This is a genomic window from Micromonospora sp. NPDC051300, from assembly GCF_044455315.1.
Classification (GTDB): Bacteria; Actinomycetota; Actinomycetes; order Mycobacteriales; family Micromonosporaceae; genus Micromonospora; species Micromonospora robiginosa.
Genome location: NZ_JBITEP010000013.1, coordinates 48,734 through 68,504, shown reverse-complemented (window position 1 = coordinate 68,504; position 19,771 = coordinate 48,734). Strand labels below are relative to the sequence as shown.

Below are 19,771 nucleotides of genomic sequence, written 5' to 3'. Positions count from 1 at the left end.
GCACCGGGCCGGCGGTCAGCGCCAGCGGTCGGTGTCCCGGGGCGGCGGGCCGTAACCGCCCGGCTCCGGCCGGTGCCACTGCGGCTCGGGCTGTCGCCGTTCCGGTTCGGGCTGCCGCCACGCCGGTTCGGGCTGTCGCCACTCCGGCTCGGGCTGCCACTTCACCTCCGGTCGCCGCCGTTCCGAGTCCGGTCGCCGCCACTCCGGCTCGACCTGACGCCACTCCGGCTGGCCGCTGCGCTGGGTCGGCGGGCGCCACTCGTGCGGCACCGGCACCCCGCCCGCCGGCAGCGCCGGTCGGCCCTCCGGCGCCCAGCCGGACTCCTCGTGGTCCGGGTCCGGCCACGACGAGCCCGAGCCGTCGTACGACGCATCGGGGTCGGAGCGGGACGGGGTGCCGTACTCGCCGGGCGCGGCGCGTACCGCGGCCCAACGGTCCTCGATCCGGTACTCGGTGCCGCCGCCGTCGGCGTGCACCGCGGCCCGTCGCTCACCGACCCGGAGTTCCCGCCCCTGACCGTCGTCGCGGACCGCCGCCCACCTGTTGCCGGCGCGCAGCTCCGACCAGTCCTCGCCGTCCGACCCGGAGGGCGTCGACCGGCCGGGACGATCGACAGGCTCGGCGCGGCCGTACCGGTCCGGCGTCGGCGTCGGCCCGTACCGCTCGGCCCGCGGCCACTCCGGTACCGGTGGCGGTTCGTCCGTCGGCCGGTCCCGGTCGTCGTCGCCGGCCCGCGACGTCCAGCCCCGCCCACCGCCGGCGGACCTGCCGACGCTCGCCCAGGGATGCTCGCCGCCGGCCCGGCCGGAACCGTCGCCGGTCCACCCGGCCGCGTCGCCGGTCCACCCGTTTCCGTCGGTGGCCGGTCCGGTCCGGTCGCCGGTCCAGCCGTTCCCGTCGCCGGCCCGCAGGCTCCCCGGCCAGCCGTCCACGTCCTCGCCGCCGCGTGGCTGGTCCTCCCGGCCCGCGCCGCGGTACTCGCCCGGTCCGGCGCCGCGCTCCCGGTCCGCCTCCGGTGACCACCGGCCGGCGAACCCGCCGTACCGGGAACCGGAATGGTCGCCGCCACCCACGATGGTGTGCCGCGTGGTGACGTGCACCGTCTCGGTGTGGTGGACCACGCCGACCGGGCGGGAGTCCGACCGGTCCCCCGGCTGCGGCACCCGCGCCGCCCCGTACACGCCGGCCGAGCCGCGCTCCGGCCCGCGTCCGCCGGATCGGGCCGGCTCCGCGTCGCGCCCGTCGAACTCCGCCCGTCGGGCGCCCGGTCGGGTCACGTCGGCGCCCTGACCGCCGAACCCCTGGCGCTCCCTGTCGCGGCCGGCGGCGGGCGGCTCGGGGCGAGCCCGGCCCTCGGCCGGGTACGTGTCGGACCCGGTCCGCTCGACGTCGTGGCGGCCCGCCCGGGACGGCTCGGCCCGCTCGTCGACGCCGTAGCGACCGCCGGGTTCGTCCTCGTCGTGGTGGGCCCGACCCGCCTCGTACGCGCCGGCGGCCGGCACCCGGGCCCGGCCGCCCGGCCGCTCCTCCACGGGCGCGGCGGCCAGCCCCGCGGCCGCCGCGTCGAGCCGGTGGCGGACCGCGCCTGCCGCTTCCTCCGCCCGGCGCGCCTGGTCGAGGGCCTGGTTGCCGCGCTGGGCGGCGGCCACGATCTCGGCCCGCAACTCCCGGCGGAGCTGTTCAAGCTCCTCGCGCAACTCCTCCACGCCGACACCGCCGGGCTCGGCCCGCAACGCGATGGAGAGGCCGATCAGCACGACGGCGAGGATCGCGAGCACAGCACCGAACCGGAGCGTGCCGTTGCCGTCCGCGACCAGCAGGATCAGCGCCGCCAGGGGCGCCAGACCCACACCGATCCAGAACAGGACGGTCAGCAGCGTCGGGGTGCGCTTGTCGGCGAGGGAGACCGAGGCTGGCATGGGATCGCACAGTACCGAGAGTTCCACCGGAGGGGAACGGGTCGGCGCGGCCGGGTGCACGGACCGCTGAGCGTGCTGCCACCCGGGTGGGACGCCGCCGGCCGGTCGACGTGACCGGCCGGCGGCGGTGGATCAGCTCGTGGCGAGCGCGGCGTCGGAGGAGAAGACCAGGCCGACGCTTGCGGAACCGGTCTTCAGCGCATTCTTGGTCTGCGGGCCGCCCGCGTCCAGCGAACTGAACGAGCCGGCCTTGAAGTCGTAGACCTGGACGAGACCGGCCTGGCACTTCGGCCGCTGCGGGCACTCCGGCGGGCCGGCCAGCACGGTGGCCTGGCCGGAGCACTTCGCGGCCAGGTCGGAGAGGGTCGACACGCCGTACTTGTCGGCGAAGGCCTTGGTGGCCGCGAACGCGTTCTGGTCCTGCGCCTGGGACGGCTGGCCGAACACCAGGCCGGCCTTGTCGCCCTGGGTCTTGAGCGCCGAGACCGTCTTGTCCAGCTCGGGCGAGGAGACCGGCTGGGCGTCCTTGCCGTTGGCCTTGGTGTTGAGGAACTCGGCCATCGTGGCGGCGTATTCCGGGACGACCTGGATCTGCCCCTTCTCCAGGGCCGGCTCGTAGAGCTCCCGGTTGCCGATCGTCTGCACCTTGACCTGGTAGCCGGCGGCGGTGAGCGCGATCTTGTAGAGCTCGGCGACGGTCTGGCTCTCGCTGAAGTTGCCCGCGCCGACGGTCACCTGGCCGCCCGGGCCCTTCTCGATCCCGTCGGTCACGCCGTTGGCGCCGGCGAACTCCTGCGCCGCCACCTGCGGGGTCTTGCGGTCGACGTCGACCGCCCGGTTGAGCTGGATCAGCTTCGGCGTGTCGAGCTTCGCGGAGACCTTGTCGAGCGCGGCGACCAGCGGCGGGGTGGCCGCCTTCGCGTTGATCGCGGGCAGGACGTTGTCGGTGTTCTGGAGCTTCTTGTCGTCGGTGAGGACGACAAGCTGGTCACCCGCCACCGGGGCGCAGCCGGCGCCCGAGGCACCCGCCTCGGGGGCGTCGGTGCCGGACGAACCGGCGTCGCCGCAACCGGTGAGGAGGCTCGCCGCGACGAGGGCCCCGAAGGCCCCCGCGGCCAGCCGTGAACGTGCGCGCATCACTGCCCGCCTTCCGTGTCCCGGCGCGACCCCTTCGGGCCGGCCGCGTGTCCGACGGGCGATCCGAACGCCGCCCGCGACTTCACCCAACATCTTCCGGAGCCGACCGACAAATTCGGAGCGGTTTTCGTCATCCGATCGTCACCCGGACGGTGACCCGGCACTCACCCCGGGGGTCGGGCCGGGTCAGCCGCCGGCGGTGGCCGCCTCGGCGCGGCGGTTCGCCCGCCGCCGGACCCGGCGCAGCGGACGCGGCGTCACCAACCGCTCCACCACCGCGAGCACCGCCTCGACAAGCATCGCCAACCCGGCCACCAGCACGCCGCCGGCGATGATCTGACCGCCGCCGGCGGCGATGTCCAGGCCGAAGCCGGCCCGGATGATCTGCCCCAGCCCGCCGCCGTTCACGAAGGACGCCAGCGCGGCGGTCGCCACGACCTGCACGGACGCGGTCCGGAACCCGGCCGCCAGGTAGGGCACCGCGAGCGGCAGCTCCACCCGGCGCAGCACCTGACCGCCGGACAGGCCCATCCCGCGCGCGGCGTCCCGGGCCTCCGCATCGGCCTGCCGCACCCCGGTGTACGCGTTCGCCAGCAGCGGCGGCACCGCGAACACCGCGAGCGCCACCACCACGGACGTCCGGCCGAACCCGAGGAAGGTCAGCGGCAGGATGGTGAGCAGGGCCAGGGTCGGGATCGCCAGGGTCACGTTGGAGACCAGCAGCACCAGCCCGCCGCCCCGGCCGCTGTGCCCGAGCCAGAGACCGACCGGCCAGGCCACCAGGCAGCCGAGCAGCACCGCCAGGGCGGACATGCTCAGGTGCTCACCGAGCCGGTCCAGCACCCCGCCCGGGTTGGTCCAGTTGAGCGGGTCGTTCAGCCAGATCCACGCCGCCTGCACCGGGTTCATGAGGTTCTCCCGCGCAGCCAGGGGGTGAGCAGCCGACCCACCCCGGCCAGGATCAGGTCGAGCACCAGGGCCAGCAACACGCAGAGCACCGTGCCGGTCATGATCTGCGCCTTGTAGAAGTTGTTCTGGAAGCCGGCGAAGATGAGCTGCCCGAGGCCGCCCCGGCCGACCACCACCCCCACCGTGACCAGCGCGACCGTGGACACCGTCGCCAGCCGGACGCCGGTGAGGATGCCGGGCAGCGCCAGCGGCAGCTCGATCCGGAACAGCCGGCCCCACCGGCCGTAGCCCATGCCCTCGGCGGCCTCCCGCACCTCCGGCGGCACCTGGTTCAGCCCGGCCAGCGTGTTGCGCACGATGACCAGCAGCGCGTAGAGCGCCACCACGGTGAGCACCGTCGCCGCGCCGATGCCGAGATAGGGGGCGAGGAAGGCGAACAGCGCCAGCGACGGGATCGTGTAGAGCACCCCGGTCAGCGCCAGGATGGACGCGGCAAGCGACCGGAACCAGTACGCTGCCACCGCGAGCGGGAGCGCCACCAGCGCGGCGATCACCACCGCCCGGGCGGTCAGCCAGGTGTGCTCGCGCAGCGCGGCGAGGATGCTGTCAGAGTTGTCCCGCACGTACTGCCAGGAGAACCACGGATTACCCGGGGCGGCCCGGTAGCTCAGGTGGAGGAACACACGTGGACGTTACCCCGGAGACCACCGCCGGTCACGGCGCCGCCTCGATCACGTTGGAGCGCATCCGCAAGCGCTACCCGGACGGCACCGAGGCGGTCCGCGAGCTGAGCCTTGAGGTCAAGGCCGGCGAGCTGGTGGTGCTGATCGGCCCGTCCGGCTGCGGCAAGTCCACCGTGCTGCGGATGATCAACCGGTTGATCGAGCCGACGGACGGGCGGATCCTGCTCGGCGACGACGACGTCACCCGGGTCGACCCGGTGACGCTGCGCCGCCGGATCGGCTACGTGATCCAGAACGTCGGCCTGTTCCCGCACCAGACCGTGGCCGCCAACGTGGCCACCGTGCCGGGGCTGCTGGGCTGGTCCCGGGACCGCACCCGCAACCGGGTCGGGGAGTTGCTGGAGCTGGTCGGCCTCGACCCGGCGCAGTTCGGCAGGCGCTACCCGCACGAGCTCTCCGGCGGCCAGCGGCAGCGGGTGGGCGTCGCCCGGGCGCTCGCCGCCGACCCGGTGGTGCTGCTGATGGACGAGCCGTTCTCGGCCGTCGACCCGATCGTCCGGACCCGGTTGCAGGAGGAGTTCCTCCGGTTGCAGGCCGAGGTCCGCAAGACCATCGTGCTGGTCACCCACGACCTCGACGAGGCGGTCCGGCTGGGCGACCGCATCGCGGTGCTGTCCGAGGGCGGCGTGCTGGAGCAGTACGACACCCCGGCCGCGCTGCTCGGCTCGCCCGCCTCGGCGTTCGTCCGCGAGTTCGTCGGCGCCGACCGGGGCATCCGCCGGCTCGCCGTCACCCCGGTCACCCACGCGGTGCTCGACCCGCTCCCGGCCGACGAGGGCGCCGGGCTGCCCACCGTGGCGCTGGGCGGCTCGGCCTACGAGGCGCTGGGCGCGCTGCTCACCTCCGGTGCCGAGCAGGCGGTGGTCACCGAGGAGGGCCGCCCGGTCGGGCTGCTGACCCGCACCCGGGTGCTGACCCTGGGCGCGGTGGACTGAGACCGGCCCCGCCCGGGGCCGGGCCGGGCCGACCGTCCGGCCCGGTCAGGCGCGGCCACCCAGGCTGGCCAGGCCGACGATCCAGCCGGCGAAGAAGCCGTACGTGACGCCGGCGCTCGCGGCCTGGAAGGCGGCGTAGAGCGTGCCGCCCGGCCCGAGGAGCGTGGCGAGCAACGCGGCGATGCCGGCGGCCAGGGCGTACGCGCCCCAGCCGGAGAGGAACTGGCTGCCCGAGGCGGCCACCCGGTCCACCTGCGGGCCGGGCAGCAGGTAGAGCAGCGCCGCGGCCGCCACGATCAGCAGGATCGCCCGGAGGTTGGCGGTGAACAGCCCCTCGTCCGCGTGCCACCGCCAGGCCGGCCAGGCCAGCAGCCGCAGGAACCACCCGCCGGCGCCGGTCGGGTCGGTGTGGCCCTGCGCCCAGCCCACGTACATCGGGCTGCCACCGACCGCGACGAGCAGGAACGCGGCGAGCGTGCCGGTGCCGGCGGCCGTGCCGTACCGGGAGACGGTGCGGGGGCGGTTGGTGAGGGCCATGGCACGATCAGTTCCCGGGCCGCCGCGCCGGGCAAACCTGCCCCACCGCGCAGCCGCCGCCGGCCGGCGGACGGCCATCGGGTCAGTGCTTCATCAGGTAGTCGATGAAGGCGGCGCGCAGCAGCGGCGCGGACTCCTCGTAGCCGTGCCCGGTCAGCTCACGCCACAGCGCGTTGGCCTCGTCGATGGTCGGCCCGACCGAGTTCGGCGCCCCGTCCAGGGCGGCGGCCTCGTCGGCGTTCGGCAGGTGCCGCAGCACCGACCAGAAGAACCCCACGTCGCGACGCTCCCGGGCCAGGTGGAACGCCTGCTCGCGCAGCTCCTCGGTGGAGAGCTTGTCGAGCTCGTCGAAGGTACGGCCGCCGGGGGCAGGAGTCTCCGTCATGCCGCCGAGCCTAACCAACGAGATCAGCTCCGGCCCGCCGGACGCGACGCCACCGGCGGCGTCAGCGGCCGTCGGCGTCCCAGCGGCGCGGCTCGCTCTCCCAGCGCGGCGCCTCCCACGCGTCGACAGGCGTGTCGGTGTCGCCGCGTACCGGCAGCACCGACGGCCAGGTGTCGGTCGGCTCGGGCGCCGGCGTCATCGCCCAACCGCTGCTGAGCGTGCCGTCGCCGGTCGGCCGCAGCGGGCCGGACGCGCCCGGACCGGGCGGCGCGGGGCGGGGCCGCCCGAACGTCTCCACCAGCCGGGTGACCAGCAGCCCGGCGCCGAGGGCGGCCCCGCCGACCGCCCACCGGCTGACCGTCCAGTCGTGCGCCACGGTCCAGGCCAGGAACACCACCACCAGGCAGACCGAGAGCAGCGCGCCGAAGATGCCGCCGCGCCGGCCGTACGCGCTGGTGCCGCCGAGCAGCACCGTGCCGACCGCCAGCACCGACCAGTCCAGGCCGGTGCCCGGGGTGACCGTGCCGTCGCCGTTCGCGGCGATCAGCATCCCGCCGAACATGGCGAGCACCGTGGAGGCGACGATCGCGAGCGCGGTCACCGTGGCGGCCACCGCGCCGCGCCGGCGGGCCGGGTCGGCGACCGGACGGAACCGGCCGATCAGCCGGCGCACCGGTTTGATCGCGCCGAACAGGCCGCCGAGGACTGCCACCGCGGCGAAGCCGACGAAGAGGTAGAGCGCGGTGCGCCGGGGGTCGTAGTCGCCCTGGACGGTGACCGGTGCGGTCCGCCGCTCCAGCCAGACGATCACGCCGGCCGCGGCGGCCAGGCTCGCCGCCCAGCCGGGCACGTGCAGCACCACCACGACCAGGGCGAGCGCCAACCCGCCGACCGCCGCCACCGCGAGCGCCGGCAGCAGCGCCTCCCGGGCGCCCTGGTCACCCTGCTCGGCGTAGTGCAGCGCGGCGGCCAGCGCGACCGGGCCGATCGCCAGGTTGACCGCGCCCGCCCGCAGGCTCAGGCCGGCGGCCAGGGTGAGCAGGCCGAGCCCGGCCACGTCGACCAGCAGCGTCTTCAGCGCGCCGCCGCGCAACGCGTCGGAGTCCTCCCGCCAGAGCAGCCAGGTCACCGCCACCAGGCCGGCGAGCAGCAGGAACTCCCAGACCACGTGCACCGCGATCCGGTCCCGGCCGGGCTCGCCGTGCGACGGGTCGTCGAAGACGTTCTCCAGCACCGCGGCGGGCACGCCGGACGACGTCTCCGGTGGGACCGTCCGGCCCGACTCGTCGTACCCCATTGGCCCGTGCCTCCCAGGTGGCCGCGTCCGGCCCACGCCGCGGGCGGACCGGCGGCGGCCGTCGCTCTCCGGTCGCCAGGGACGGTACCTGCGGGCGCGGGGTGGGGGAACCCTCTGATCAGCGACGCCCGCGCGGCGTCTCCCGGTCGCCCGGCTCGCGGTCCTCGTCGTCCTCCTGCTCGGGCACCCGGCACGAGCGCTCCAACCAGAGCGCGGCCGTGACCAGCGCCAGCGAGGCCACCAGGCCGGCCACCGCGGCCGGGCGGTCGCTGACGGCGGCGTTGGTGCGCTCCACGAACAGCCAGCCGGTGAGCCCGGCGTAGAACCCGGTGAAGATGGCCCCGGCCAGCGCGGACGCCTTGGCGAGCACGACGAACCGGGCGACCAGCAGCGGGTTCACCGGCTCCCGACCAGGCCGCCGCTCGATCCGGCTGCGGGTGTTGGCCGCCGCGTAGCCCTCCAGCACGGCCAGCCCGGCCAGCGTGACCACCGGCAGCCAGGGCAGGTCGGGGGCGAAGTCGTAGTAGAAGCCGCTGATCAGCAGCCAGGCCACCGCGGCGGCGGCCAACCCGGCCACCACGAGCGTGGAGACCCGGGTCGGACCCATCCGGAAGCGGTCGGGGTCCTGCGGGTTCCGGGCCGTACTCATGCGTCCGACTCTAGCGTCAGATCGGGGCGTGGGCTCAGTTCCAGGGCGTCCGCGGCCAGCGGCTCGGCGTTGAGCAGGTCGGTCAACCAGCCGTGCCCGGGCAGCCGACCGTGCGGTTCGATGTCGATCCACGGCCGCAGCACGAACGCGCGCAGGTGGGCGCGCGGGTGCGGGAGGGTCAGCTCGGGGTCGTCGGCGAGCACCGGCTGCCCGGCGGCGTCCCAGACCGCGATCACGTCCACGTCCAGCGTGCGCGGCCCGTACCGCCGGGCCGGGTCGCGGGTCCGCCCGGCCGCCGCCTCCGCGGCCCGGGCCCGCGCCAGCCAGTCGCCCGGCGCGGCCGCCGGGTCGACGACCATCACCGCCGCGTTCAGGTACGCGGGCTGCGCCGCGTCTCCCCACGGTGGAGTCTCGTAGACGCCGGAGACCAGCACCACGGCGTCGCCGAGGGCGGCCACCGCGCCGCGCAGGTGGTCGAGGCGGTCGCCGAGGTTGCTGCCGATCGACAGCACGGCCCGGGTCACCGGGTACGCCGCATGGTGACGGCCACGTCCCGGAAGGCGTGCGGGATCGGGGCCTCCGGCTTGTGCACGGTCACCGTCGCGGCGGCGACCCGGGGCTCGGCCAGGCAGACCGCCAGCAGCCGGTCGGCGAGCGTCTCGATCAGGTTCACCGGTTCGCCGGTGACGACCGCGACCAGCCGCTCGGCCAGCTCGCCGTAGTGCACGGTGTCGGTCACCTCGTCGGAGCGGGCGGCCGGGGCCAGGTCGAGTTCGAGCACCGCGTCGACCACGAACTCCTGCCCCTGGGCGCGCTCGAAGTCGTAGACGCCGTGCCGGCCGTGCGCGCGCAGGCCGGTCAGCTCGATCCGGTCGGTCACCGGTCCCCTCCGATCCCGCCGGCGGTCGCGCCGGCCCGCGCCCCGGCCGCCAGACGGGGACTGCCGGTGGCCCGCCAGACGGCGAGCGCGTCCGCGGTGGCGCGGACGTCGTGCACGCGCACCCCCCAGGCGCCGGCCGCCACCGCCAGCACGCTCGTCGCCACCGTCGCGGCCTCCCGCTCGGCGGTTGGGCGGGGCACGCCGGCCGGGTCGGCGAGCAGCCGGCCCAGGTAGGACTTGCGGCTGGACCCGAACAGCAGCGGGAAGCCGAGGTCGACCAGCTCGGGCAGGCGGGCGCTGAGTTCCCAGTTGTGCGCCGCGGTCTTGGCGAAGCCGAGCCCCGGGTCGACGATGATCCGGTCGGCGGCGACGCCGGCGGCGAGCGCCGCGTCGACCCGCTGCCCCAGCTCGGCCCGGACGTCGGCCACCACGTCGGTGTACGTGGCCAGGTCGCGCATCTGCCGGGAGTGCCCGCGCCAGTGCATCAGCACCCAGGGGCAGCCGGCGTCGCGGACCACCCGGGCCATGTCCGGGTCGGCGAGCCCGCCGGAGACGTCGTTCACCACGGCCGCGCCCCCGGCGAGCGCGGTCTCGGCGACCCGGGCCCGGCTGGTGTCGATGCTGACCGGGATGCCGGCGGCGCTCAGCTCGCGGATCACCGGCAGCACCCGGGCGATCTCGGTCTCCGCGTCGATCCGGTCGGCGCCGGGGCGGGTGGACTCGCCGCCGACGTCGACGAGGTCCGCCCCGGCCGCGCGGAGTCGCACCCCGTGTGCGACGGCGGCGGCCAGATCGGCGTATCTGCCGCCGTCGGAGAAGGAGTCGGGGGTGACGTTGAGGACGCCCATCACCACCGGGGCGTCCGCTCGTACCAGATCGGTCACGGACCCGACAGTACCGTTCGCCGACAGGGCTTCCGGCCACCGGGCGCGCGCCGGATCCGACCGGCCTGACGTGCGCGTTAGAACAGGTGTACGATCGGTCGTCCGGGTCGAAGCGGGTCAACTCTTCGCGGCTTGTCGCAAAGGTGGCCGGCCCGTACGCTTTGGAATTGCCCAGCATCGAGATGGCGAAGCCTGGAGGGAGGGCCGAAGCGGGACGAATCCGCCCATAACTCACCACCCTACGTGGCGAGTGACGGACTCAGCGTCGAGTGCGCTGTTCCTGACGAGCACCATCCCGCCAGGCTTGCCTAACTGCACCACCACCGCGGCGCCGCCGGCCGCGACCTTTGGGGAGGTTTCCAGTGATCGCCATCGAGCTCATGGCAACGGCGACGAACGCCGTCGACCACGCGCTCCACACCCTGGCGTCGACTCCACTCGCCGAGCCGGCCCCGAAGGGCATCGACACCGACAACGTCGTCACCTTCTTCGCCAGCAAGGTCGCGCCGATCCTGCTCGCCGTGCTCGGCGTCATCTTCATCGGCCGCGCCAGCCGGGGCGAGATCTCCAAGGTGCTGACCAGCTCGGCCATCGCCATCATCGGGTTGGCCTTCATCGCCGGCGCGGCCACACTCTTCTTCGTCGGCGACTACCTGATCAACCTCATCTTCGAGTAGGGCGTTGGGCGACGATGCGGCTGCGCACCGACGACGACATCTACCGGGCACGCCTGGTCTACCTGGGCCCGCCCGGCTACACCCTTCCCGTCCACCTGCCGTACGCCCAGTACGGCCTGTTCATGCTGCTCGTCCCCCTCTACGTGTTCATCCACTGGTTGTTCACGCTCCAGGTCGAGCTCTTCCCCGCCTGGGAGATCTCACTCGCCATCGTGACGACCTCGTTCATCTTCCGGTACGTCGACCCGGACCGGCCGGCGCGCATGGTCATCCGGACCGCGCTGACCGACTGGCGACGCACCCGGGAGCCGGCCGCCGAGCTGCGGGACCCGCGCCTCGTCGCGAGCCGGATCAGGATCCGGGAGGAACTGGCATGACCGGGCGCACACCGACGGTGCAGACGAACGACGCGGGTGAGGCGGTCGCATGAGTCGCTCTTCCACGCCGGGTTCCCCGGCCGGGCGTCCGGCCGGCTCGCCCGGTCACCGTGCGCGGTCGTTCGACTACCCGTCTGACGAGGAGCGCGACGAGGTCGTCCTGGACACCGCGCTCGTCACCAGTCCGGGGCACGGCCGGGTCGGCGTCTTCCAGCCACCGCGTCCACTCGCCCCGCGCGGCGCCGAACCCCGCGAGCCGGTCCGCCCCGACGGCGACATCGACTCGCCCTTCCTCGACCTGTTCGGCGGCGCGTCGCCCCGGGGCCGACGCCCCGTCGCCCCGGCCACCCCGCCGACCACCCAGGTGGAACCGGTGGTGGCGCCGCCCCGACGCGGCGTGGGCCGCGACGCCCTGCCGATCCCGCACCAGCCCGTCGCGCCGGTCGAGGCGGCCCCGCCGGCCGAACCCGAGCCGCCGGTCCGGGAGCACACCCCCGGCGTACGCGCGGTGGGGCGCCCCCGCCCCGAGCCCGCGATCGCCGCGCCCACGCCGCCACCCGCGCTCGACCCGCCGCCCGCCACCCGCAGCCGGGTGCCGTCGCAGGCCGGTGACCGGCTGCCCGCGCTCCGGCCCACCGCCGAGCCGGAGCCGGTCGCCGAACCCGCCGCCGTCCCGCCGACCCCGGCCGGGACGCGTGCCCCCGCCCGCCACAACGAGCGGCGCGAGCCGGCACCCGAGCCGGTGGACGCGTACCCGCTGCCGGCCGCGCCGTCGCGCGAGGTCGGCCGGCCGGCGCACCGGGAGGTGACGCCGCCCCGGCAGCGTTCCGCCGACCGTCGGAACAAGCCGGCCAGGCCGGTCCGGGTCCGCGCCCCGAAGATCAAGTTCGGCGACCGGGACCCCTCGGTCGAGCTGGCCATCACCGAGATCGCCGGGCACCTCACCTTCACCCCCAACACGGTCACCGCGTGGTACTGGCTGCCCGAGGTGCGCTGGGCGTTCCGCCCGGACGCGGAACGCGAGGCGCTGCTCTCGGCGATCTCCGAGCAGTACGCCGGCCTGGCCGGGTTCCGGCTGCACCTGCGCCGGACCACCCGGCCGTTCCCGGCCGACGAGTGGGCCCGCACCATCGACGGGCTCACCGCCGCCCCGCTGCCCGACGTGCCCGGCACGACCGGCTGGGCCGACCACCTGGTCGCCGCCCAGCGGCACCTGATGTCGGTCAACCACGCCGAGGGCCAGACCTACCTCGGCGTCACCTTCGCCCGCCGGTCGCTCGGCGACTCGCTCACCGAGCGGCTGCTGCGCACGTTCGGCCGGGGCACCGCCGACGGCGAGCGACGCCGCCTCGGCCGCACCGTCGAGCAGTTCGACGAGGTGCTCGGCGCGTTCGGCATGCGCGGCCGCCGGGTCAGCGCGCCCGAGCTGGAATGGCTGCTCTACCGCTCGGTGGCGCTCTGCATGGCGCCGCCAGGCGTGCTCTCCCCGATCACCAACGGCCGGTGGGAACGCGGCGACCTGCTGGCCCTCACCGAGCAGGTCGAGCGCTACCGCACGCCCTACGGCTCGACGGTCAAGCTGGTCAACCGGATGACCGGCGAGGAGCGGCACGTGGCAGTGCTCGCGGTCGGCCGGATGGAGCCGCTGGAGATCCCCGAACGGCACGAGCCCTGGCTGCACTTCCACGAGCGGCTGCCGTGGCCGATGGAGCTGTCCACCCGGGTCGACATCCTCGGCCCCAACGACTCCTTCCGGAACCTCGAACACCGGCTCCGGATGATCCGCTCCCAGCAGCTCGACTACGCCGAGCACGGCATCGACGCCCCGCCCGAGCTGGAGCGGTTGGCCAAGCGGGCGCTGGTGATCGGCGACGAGATGACCACCGGCCTGCCCGTCGACTCCGCCCGCGCGCACGGCTGGCACCGCATCGCGGTCGGCGGTCGCACCCGGGAGGAGTGCCTGGAACGGGCCCGCCGGCTCATCCAGCTCTACTCCCGGGAGCTGCGGATCTCGCTCCAGCACCCGAAGAACCAGGACTGGCTGGCCCGCGAGTTCATCCCCGGCGAGCCGATCGCCAACACCGGTTACGTCCGGCGGATGCCTGTCAACCTGCTCGCCGCCGCGCTGCCGCAGGCCGCGAGCACCGTCGGCGACCGGCGCGGCGACCTGATCGGCCGGACCGCCGGCACCTGCCGCCGCCCGGTCTTCCTCGACCTGCACTTCCCGATGGAGGTGCGGGAGCGCTCCGGCCTCGCCGTCTTCGTCGCCGAGCCCGGCGGTGGCAAGTCCACCCTGCTCGGCGCGCTCGGCTACCTGTCCGCGCGACGGGGCGTGCAGGTGACGCTGCTCGACCCCTCCGGCCCGCTGGCCCGGCTCTGTGCCATGCCCGAGCTGGCGCCCTACTCGCGGGTGCTCAACCTGACCGGCTCCGAGCAGGGCACCCTGGCGCCCTACGCGCTGATCCCCACACCGCTGCGCAGCGAGTTCCCCACCGGGCCGGCCGGGGACCGGGAGTTCGAGATCGCCGTCTCCAACGCCCGTGCCGAACGCCGCATGCTGGTGCAGGACATCTGCATGATGCTGGTGCCGCCACAGGTGGCCCGGGAGGCGTCCACCGCCACGCTGTTCCGGCACGCGGTGCGCCAGGTGCCGGCCGAGGAGACGTCCACCCTGGACGACGTGGTGGCCTGCCTCCAGGGCCTCGACGACGACGCCGGCCGCGAGCTGGCCAACCTGCTGCTCGACACCGCCGAGATGCCGCTGGCCATGCTCTTCTTCGGCCGACCGCCGGAGGGGCTGCTCGGCGCCGACGCCGCGCTCACCGTGATCACCATGGCCGGTCTGAGACTGCCCGACCTCAAGATCGAGCGAGAGTACTGGTCGGCCGAGGAGGCGCTGGCCCTGCCGATGCTGCACACCGCGCACCGGCTCGCGGTCCGCCGCTGCTACGGCGGCTCGATGTCCTCCCGCAAACTCGTCGGCCTGGACGAGGCGCACTTCATGGAGGGCTGGCGCTCCGGCCGGTCGTTCCTGGTCCGGCTCGCCCGCGACTCCCGCAAGTGGAACCTGGCCGCGCTCGTCGCCTCGCAGAACCCGAAGGACATCCTCGGCCTCGACGTGCAGAACCTCGTCTCCACCGTCTTCGTCGGCCGGATCGCCGAGGACAGCGAGATCGCCTCCGAGGCGCTGCGGCTGCTGCGGGTGCCTGTCGACGACGGCTACGAGGCGACACTCGCCTCGCTCTCCCAGGCCGACAGCGGCTCGGCCAACCGGCTCGGGTTCCGTGAGTTCGTCATGCGCGACGTCGACGGACGCGTGCAGAAGGTCCGGGTCGACGTGTCGTACGTCGACGGGCTGCTCAAGCACCTGGACACCACCCCCGCCGCGGTCGCCCAGGCCGCCGGGCAACTGCCGACCGTGCTGGCTGATCTGGAGGCGTGACATGGCGAGGGCCCGGGCACGGATCACGGCGCTCCTCATCGCTCTCGGCGTACTCGCCGGGGCCACGATCTCCTGGCCGCTGATCGGCGCCACACCGGCGCAGGCCGCCGGCCCGACCACCCGGGCACGGGCCGAGCTGTGCAGCACCAAGGAGTGGCAGACCGACTTCCGCGCCTGCGTCAACCGGCTCAAGGCGGTCAGCGAGGACCAGGTCGAGTGCCGTAACGCACCGGTGCCCGGCGCGCCCGACTCCGGCCTGGCCGGCTGGTTCGCCTCCCGGCCCGACTCCGCCAAGCAGCCCGGCCCGAAGGGCCTCTACAGCGACTACGGATACGCCGGCTACAGCTACACCACGTACGACGTGGACGGCGGCTGCGCCTCGTCGGTGCTCCACCCGGACTACCGCTTCACCACGATGGTGGCGAACGGCGAGTTCATGTTCGCCAACGCGGTGATCGGCGCGTCGAACGCGTTGCGGGAACGCGCCTGGGACCCCCGGACCATGTGGCGCTGGGCGGATCCACTGGTGGAGCAGGCCACCAAGGCGGTCTACCAGAAGGTGTTCAGCGTCTTCGGCATCATCACCATCTGCGTCGTCGGCCTCTACCTGCTCTGGCGCTCCCGCCAGTCGGACATGAGCAACGCGATGACCACGGCCGGCTGGGCCATCCTGGTGATGGTGGCGGTGACCGCGCTGGCGGCCTGGCCGGTGAAGTCCGCGAACATCGCCGACAGCACACTGATCACCACACTCGGCGTGGTGCACGACGCGGTCGGCCCCGCCACGAAGGACATCCCACCGGACAAGTGCGTCCTGCCCAACCCGAGCGCCTGCGTCGACAAGCGCCCACCCGCCGTACGGGCCAGTGACACCGCCACCGAGACCATGCTCTACCGCAACTGGCTGCGGGGTGTGCTCGGCTCGGCGGACAGCGAGACCGCGAAGAAGTACGGTCCGGCCCTCTACGACGCCAAGTCCCTGACCTGGGAAGAGTCGGAGAAGCTCCGCCAGAACCCGGCGACGCGCGAGGGCACCATCAAGGCGAAGCAGCAGCAGTGGGCCAGGGTCGCCGAGCAGGTCAAGTCGGAGGACCCGGAGGCGTACGAGTACCTCCAGGGCACCAAGGACATGGACCGGATCGGGGCCGGCTTCATCGCGGTCCTGGCCTCGCTGCTCTTCGCCATGTTCGACCTGACCGCGTCGGTGCTGGTGCTGCTCGGCTTCCTGATCTTCCGGTGGGCGGTGATCGCCGCGCCGATCCTCGGCACGGTCGGCCTGATGCGCCCGGCCAGCGCCGGCCTCCGCCGGCTCGCGAACGCCGTGGTCGCCGCCGTGTTCAACATCGCCATCTTCGGCACCGGCGCGGCCGTCTACCTCTTCGCGGTCGATCTGATCATGAACACGGCCACGCTGCCCGGCTGGCTCCAGGTGGTGCTGGTCTGGCTCTGCGGGGTGGTGGGGTGGCTGCTGCTGCGGCCGTACCGGCGGATCACCCAGCTCGGCGGCAAGGACAGCAGCGAGGCGGTCAGCTCGGCCGGCTCGTGGCACCGCCGGTTCTTCCGCGACATGCGGGTCGCCGCCCGGCTGGACGTGGCCGAGCCCGGCGGCACCAACGAGCCGGCGTTCGGCCGTCGGCGCGGCGCGGTGGCCGACCAGCGCAGTCTCCGGCCGGAGGCCCGGCACGAGGACCCGGCGCACTCGGCCACGACAGAGGAGAGGGAGCGCCCGGACGGGCGGGAACGGCCGGACGAGGCGCCCGCGACCGAGCGCCGGGGCGGCCGTCCCGCCACCGCGCCCCGGCCGCGCCGCGCGCCGTCCACCTGGACCGAGCCGGACGTGCCCGAGGAGGCGCCGTCCTACGCCGTCTACCGGCCGGACTCGGCGGGTCGTGACGCCCCGGCCACCCGGCCGGCACCGCGGATCCGCTCCGAGGCGAGATGACTCCGGTGCGGCGGGCGGTGGAATTCCTCTTCACCCGGGTCCTGCGGTCCCGGCTCGGCGTCGCGCTGGTGATCGCCGTGCTCATCTTCGGCGTGATCGGCGCGGCCCGGCTCGTCTCCGGTCCCGGGGACCCGGGTGCCGGCGTGGCCGTCCGCCCCACCCAGCCGATCAGCACCGTGGATCCCGAGGCCGGCGAGGACGGGGTGCTGTCCAGCCCGCCGGCCGCGGTCGCCCCGAGGACCCGCTCGGGTGAACCCACGCCCGAGCAGGTGGCCGAGCGGTTCACCACCGCGTGGCTGACCGGCCCGGGCAGCTCCGGCGACGCCTGGCAGGCCCGACTGCGCCCGCTCTCCACGCCGGCGCTGGTGGAGAAGATGAGCGGCGCCGACCCGGAGACCGTGCCCGCGCGACGGCCCACCGGCCCGCCGACGCTCCGCCCCCGCACCGAGTCCTTCGTGGAGGCGTCGATCCCGCTGGACAGCGGCACGCTCCGGCTCGACCTGGTCGCCGAGGACGGACCGTGGCTGGTGGACGCGGTCGACTGGGAGCGGTCGTGAGCACCGGGCCGGCCGCGGCCGTGCGGGTCCGCCGCAAGCTGCGGGTCGGCGTGCTGGCCACCGCGGTCACCGCCGTGCTCACGCTGCTCTGCTGCGTCGGCGGTGCCGGCGCCTTCTTCCTCACCGAACTGGGTGGCGACCCGGAGGACCCGAAGCTCGCCGGCCTGAGCTGCGACCCCGCCTACGAGGTGAACCTGACCGGCGACATGCCGCGCTTCGCCGAGTACGGCGACGGCCAGTTGCGCAACGCCGCCGTCATCATCAAGGTCGGGCAGGACATGAAGCTCCCCGCCCGCGGCTGGGTCATCGCGCTCGCCACCGCGATGCAGGAGTCCGCGCTGCGCAACCTGGCCAACACCACGGTGCCGGCGTCGCTGGCGCTGCCGCACGAGGGCGTCGGCGCCGACCACGACTCGCTGGGCCTGTTCCAGCAGCGGCCCGGCTGGGGCAGCGTCGAGCAGCGGATGACACCCTCCTACACGGCCCGCAAGTTCTACCAGAAGATGGTCAAGGTGCCGAACTGGCAGCAGCGACCGCTCACGGTGGTGGCGCAGCGGGTGCAGGTCAGCGCGTTCCCCGACGCCTACGCCAAGCACGAGGAGCTGGCCGGGCGGATCGTCGACGCGCTCGCCGGTGGGGCGGCCCGGACCGTCGAGATCGCCGGCAAGGCCGTCTGCGACGCCGCCGCCGGGGCGCGGATCGCCGCCTCCGGCTGGACCGCGCCGCTGCCCGGCGGCGTGGTCTCCGGCTTCCGGACCGATGCCCGCCCGAGCCACGACGGCGTGGACCTGGCCGCGGGCAAGCGGACCCCGATCCATGCCGCGTCGGCCGGGCGGGTGCTGGTGTCCAAGTGCGACCCCGACCACTCCGGTCGACGGGACTGCGACCGGGACGGCTGGCCGGACAAGGGCGGCTGCGGCTGGTTCGTGGACATCCTGCACGCCGGCGGGTTCATCACCCGCTACTGTCACATGATCGAACGGCCCAAGGTCCGGCCCGGCCAGGAGGTCGCGGCCGGCGAGGTGATCGGGCTCTCCGGCACCAGCGGCAACTCCTCCGGTCCGCACCTGCACTTCGAGGTGCACCACGACAGCGACCGGTCGAGCAACGGCGCCGAGAACCCGGTGCCGTTCATGCGCGAACGGGGCGCGCCCCTGGGCGAGACCGAGTGAGGTCCCGCAGGTGAGCGATCCCCTTCCCGACCCTTTCGCGGACCGGCCCGACTGGGCTCCGCTTCCGCCCCGCCCGATCGACGTCGTGCCCGCCGTCGGCGACGCCGAGCTGCGCGGTCGCCGCGTGCTGGTCGGCCTGCCCGGCCTGGGCTGGCGGGGCGACCTGCGGGCCGACGAGCGGGTGGTGCAGGGCAGCCGCACCTACGTGCCGGTCATTCCGGAACACGAGTGGTACCGGGCCGAGTCCGAGCAGGTGGAGGTGTTCGCGCCGCTGGTGCCGGTGGAACGCGTCTGGGTCGAGACGGTAGGCGAGCGGCGACCGTCCCCGGCGTCCACCGGATCGGGCCTGCAGTTGGTCTCCCTCGACACGCCGACCCGCCGGCCGCCGACGGCGGTGTTCGAGGCCGACGCCGTGACCGGGCGACGGGTGGTGCACGTGGACGGCGGCGCGGAGCGGCGTGACCTACGCGCGGTCACCGAGACCTATGCCGGCGCGGAGGGCGACATCTGCGTCCGGGTGGCGCCGGAACTGGAGTGGTACCGCTGGGCCTGGCGCGGCCAGGCCCCCACCACCCTGGAGGTTCCGGTCCACCTCCTCTGGTTGGAATAGGGCTGTCTCAACCGGCGCGCTGAGCGGCACAAACTCCCCAACCGTTCTCGCGCCTCGTCTCGAACCGCCAGCCCTGCCGGTCAGCCTGCGACACGCCGTCCACGGAAGCGGAGCTGATGATTTCGACCTCGACCACCGCTACGTCGCCGGACTCTTGGGCCGTCAGCGGACCCCAACTGACCGAGATCGTCGTGCTGAACCGCTGCTCCCTGGCGACCAGGTCGTCTCTAAGCGCACGCAACCCGTCCAGGCTGGCCCGTCCAACACACGTGAACTCCTTCGCTTTGGTGTCGTTACGGTCCACCAGAAAGGCCCGGAGGTAGTTGTCCACGACCACGTCCGGGGCGCTGCGGTCCGGGGCGGTCGCCCGGTCGTACAGGACGAAACCGACCACCGCGCCGCCCGTGCAGAGCAACGCCAACACCCCCGCCACGATCGCGAGAACGGTGCGCAGCGGGCGCTTCGGCCGCACCGGAGCCGGAGCGGGCGCGGGGGGCGCCAACTGCTCCGGCGGGGTCCGCTGCGCCGGTACGCGGGAGACCTGGGAACCGGCGGGGGGCTGCACTGATTCCACCTCCTGAGGCTATCGGCTACGCGCCGCGTACCCAATGCCTCAGAACTGGCGGATCGTGGCGAACCGCCGGGCGGAGGCCGGCCCGCGATCGGGTGAGGCTGCTCACCGCCGCGCAGCTCACCGCGCCGACCGACATCCCGGTGG

Annotated in this window: 20 protein-coding genes; 8 read left to right on the top strand and 12 right to left on the bottom strand. The window is 74.4% G+C overall.

Features of this window, described 5'->3' with window-relative positions:
• Window positions 1–15 precede the first annotated feature (15 nt).
• The 4 genes from ACIA5A_RS16645 to ACIA5A_RS16630 form a co-directional block, all read right to left on the bottom strand.
• On the bottom strand, window positions 16–1,920 hold the full coding sequence (locus ACIA5A_RS16645) for a hypothetical protein (RefSeq protein WP_396762385.1): 1,905 nt from the start codon (window positions 1,918–1,920) through the stop codon (window positions 16–18).
• Between the two features lie 132 nt (window positions 1,921–2,052).
• Window positions 2,053–3,057, bottom strand: a complete 1,005-nt coding sequence (locus ACIA5A_RS16640) for a glycine betaine ABC transporter substrate-binding protein (protein ID WP_396762382.1) — start codon at window positions 3,055–3,057, stop codon at window positions 2,053–2,055.
• Window positions 3,058–3,243: 186 nt separating this feature from the next.
• The gene (locus ACIA5A_RS16635; RefSeq protein WP_396762379.1) at window positions 3,244–3,966 is read right to left on the bottom strand and encodes an ABC transporter permease; all 723 of its coding nucleotides are present in this window, start codon (window positions 3,964–3,966) and stop codon (window positions 3,244–3,246) included.
• Complete coding sequence (locus ACIA5A_RS16630) at window positions 3,963–4,649, bottom strand: ABC transporter permease (protein ID WP_396762376.1); 687 nt, start codon at window positions 4,647–4,649, stop codon at window positions 3,963–3,965. Before ACIA5A_RS16630 ends, ACIA5A_RS16635 begins: the two co-directional genes overlap by 4 nt.
• A gap of 2 nt (window positions 4,650–4,651) precedes the next feature.
• Between ACIA5A_RS16630 and ACIA5A_RS16625 the strand changes: the two genes are divergently transcribed.
• The gene (locus ACIA5A_RS16625) at window positions 4,652–5,644 is read left to right on the top strand and encodes an ABC transporter ATP-binding protein (protein WP_396762373.1); all 993 of its coding nucleotides are present in this window, start codon (window positions 4,652–4,654) and stop codon (window positions 5,642–5,644) included.
• A 45-nt stretch (window positions 5,645–5,689) separates the two neighbouring features.
• Here the strand turns inward: ACIA5A_RS16625 and ACIA5A_RS16620 are convergent, their stop codons facing one another.
• The 7 genes from ACIA5A_RS16620 to folP form a co-directional block, all read right to left on the bottom strand.
• Window positions 5,690–6,181, bottom strand: a complete 492-nt coding sequence (locus tag ACIA5A_RS16620; protein WP_181570732.1) for a hypothetical protein — start codon at window positions 6,179–6,181, stop codon at window positions 5,690–5,692.
• Window positions 6,182–6,263: 82 nt separating this feature from the next.
• Window positions 6,264–6,566 carry a hypothetical protein gene (locus ACIA5A_RS16615; RefSeq protein ID WP_120572796.1) on the bottom strand — a complete coding sequence of 101 codons (303 nt, stop codon included), beginning with the start codon at window positions 6,564–6,566 and terminating at the stop codon, window positions 6,264–6,266.
• Window positions 6,567–6,627: 61 nt separating this feature from the next.
• Window positions 6,628–7,863, bottom strand: coding sequence for an ABC transporter permease (locus ACIA5A_RS16610; protein ID WP_396762369.1), 1,236 nt, complete (start codon window positions 7,861–7,863; stop codon window positions 6,628–6,630).
• Window positions 7,864–7,981: 118 nt separating this feature from the next.
• Window positions 7,982–8,470: a DUF3180 domain-containing protein gene (locus ACIA5A_RS16605; RefSeq protein WP_396762660.1), complete on the bottom strand. Its 489-nt coding sequence runs from the start codon at window positions 8,468–8,470 to the stop codon at window positions 7,982–7,984.
• Window positions 8,471–8,508: 38 nt separating this feature from the next.
• Window positions 8,509–9,036, bottom strand: coding sequence for a 2-amino-4-hydroxy-6-hydroxymethyldihydropteridine diphosphokinase (gene folK, locus ACIA5A_RS16600; RefSeq protein WP_396762366.1), 528 nt, complete (start codon window positions 9,034–9,036; stop codon window positions 8,509–8,511).
• The gene (gene folB, locus ACIA5A_RS16595; RefSeq protein ID WP_396762363.1) at window positions 9,033–9,392 is read right to left on the bottom strand and encodes a dihydroneopterin aldolase; all 360 of its coding nucleotides are present in this window, start codon (window positions 9,390–9,392) and stop codon (window positions 9,033–9,035) included. The genes folK and folB overlap by 4 nt, the downstream gene beginning before the upstream one ends.
• On the bottom strand, window positions 9,389–10,276 hold the full coding sequence (gene folP / locus ACIA5A_RS16590; protein WP_396762360.1) for a dihydropteroate synthase: 888 nt from the start codon (window positions 10,274–10,276) through the stop codon (window positions 9,389–9,391). Before folP ends, folB begins: the two co-directional genes overlap by 4 nt.
• 362 nt (window positions 10,277–10,638) lie before the next feature.
• On the opposite strand from folP, the gene ACIA5A_RS16585 reads away from it, so the two are divergent.
• From ACIA5A_RS16585 to ACIA5A_RS16555, 7 genes are read left to right on the top strand one after another with little or no spacing between them, the layout of a single operon-like run.
• Window positions 10,639–10,953, top strand: coding sequence for a hypothetical protein (locus ACIA5A_RS16585; RefSeq protein WP_396762357.1), 315 nt, complete (start codon window positions 10,639–10,641; stop codon window positions 10,951–10,953).
• A gap of 14 nt (window positions 10,954–10,967) precedes the next feature.
• Window positions 10,968–11,330 (top strand): hypothetical protein, encoded by a 363-nt coding sequence (locus ACIA5A_RS16580; RefSeq protein WP_089157613.1) that lies wholly within the window; start codon window positions 10,968–10,970, stop codon window positions 11,328–11,330.
• Between the two features lie 49 nt (window positions 11,331–11,379).
• Entirely contained in the window at window positions 11,380–14,772 is a 3,393-nt protein-coding gene (locus tag ACIA5A_RS16575; protein ID WP_396762354.1) for an ATP-binding protein, read from the top strand.
• A 1-nt stretch (window position 14,773) separates the two neighbouring features.
• Window positions 14,774–16,714, top strand: a complete 1,941-nt coding sequence (locus ACIA5A_RS16570) for an MFS transporter (RefSeq protein ID WP_396762351.1) — start codon at window positions 14,774–14,776, stop codon at window positions 16,712–16,714.
• Entirely contained in the window at window positions 16,711–17,271 is a 561-nt protein-coding gene (locus tag ACIA5A_RS16565) for a hypothetical protein (RefSeq protein ID WP_396762348.1), read from the top strand. Before ACIA5A_RS16570 ends, ACIA5A_RS16565 begins: the two co-directional genes overlap by 4 nt.
• Entirely contained in the window at window positions 17,268–18,443 is a 1,176-nt protein-coding gene (locus tag ACIA5A_RS16560; protein WP_396762346.1) for a M23 family metallopeptidase, read from the top strand. The genes ACIA5A_RS16565 and ACIA5A_RS16560 overlap by 4 nt, the downstream gene beginning before the upstream one ends.
• Before the next feature lie 10 nt (window positions 18,444–18,453).
• The gene (locus tag ACIA5A_RS16555) at window positions 18,454–19,053 is read left to right on the top strand and encodes a hypothetical protein (RefSeq protein WP_396762343.1); all 600 of its coding nucleotides are present in this window, start codon (window positions 18,454–18,456) and stop codon (window positions 19,051–19,053) included.
• Between the two features lie 7 nt (window positions 19,054–19,060).
• On the opposite strand, the gene ACIA5A_RS16550 is transcribed toward ACIA5A_RS16555, so the two are convergent.
• The gene (locus ACIA5A_RS16550; protein WP_396762657.1) at window positions 19,061–19,618 is read right to left on the bottom strand and encodes a hypothetical protein; all 558 of its coding nucleotides are present in this window, start codon (window positions 19,616–19,618) and stop codon (window positions 19,061–19,063) included.
• Window positions 19,619–19,771: the final 153 nt, after the last annotated feature.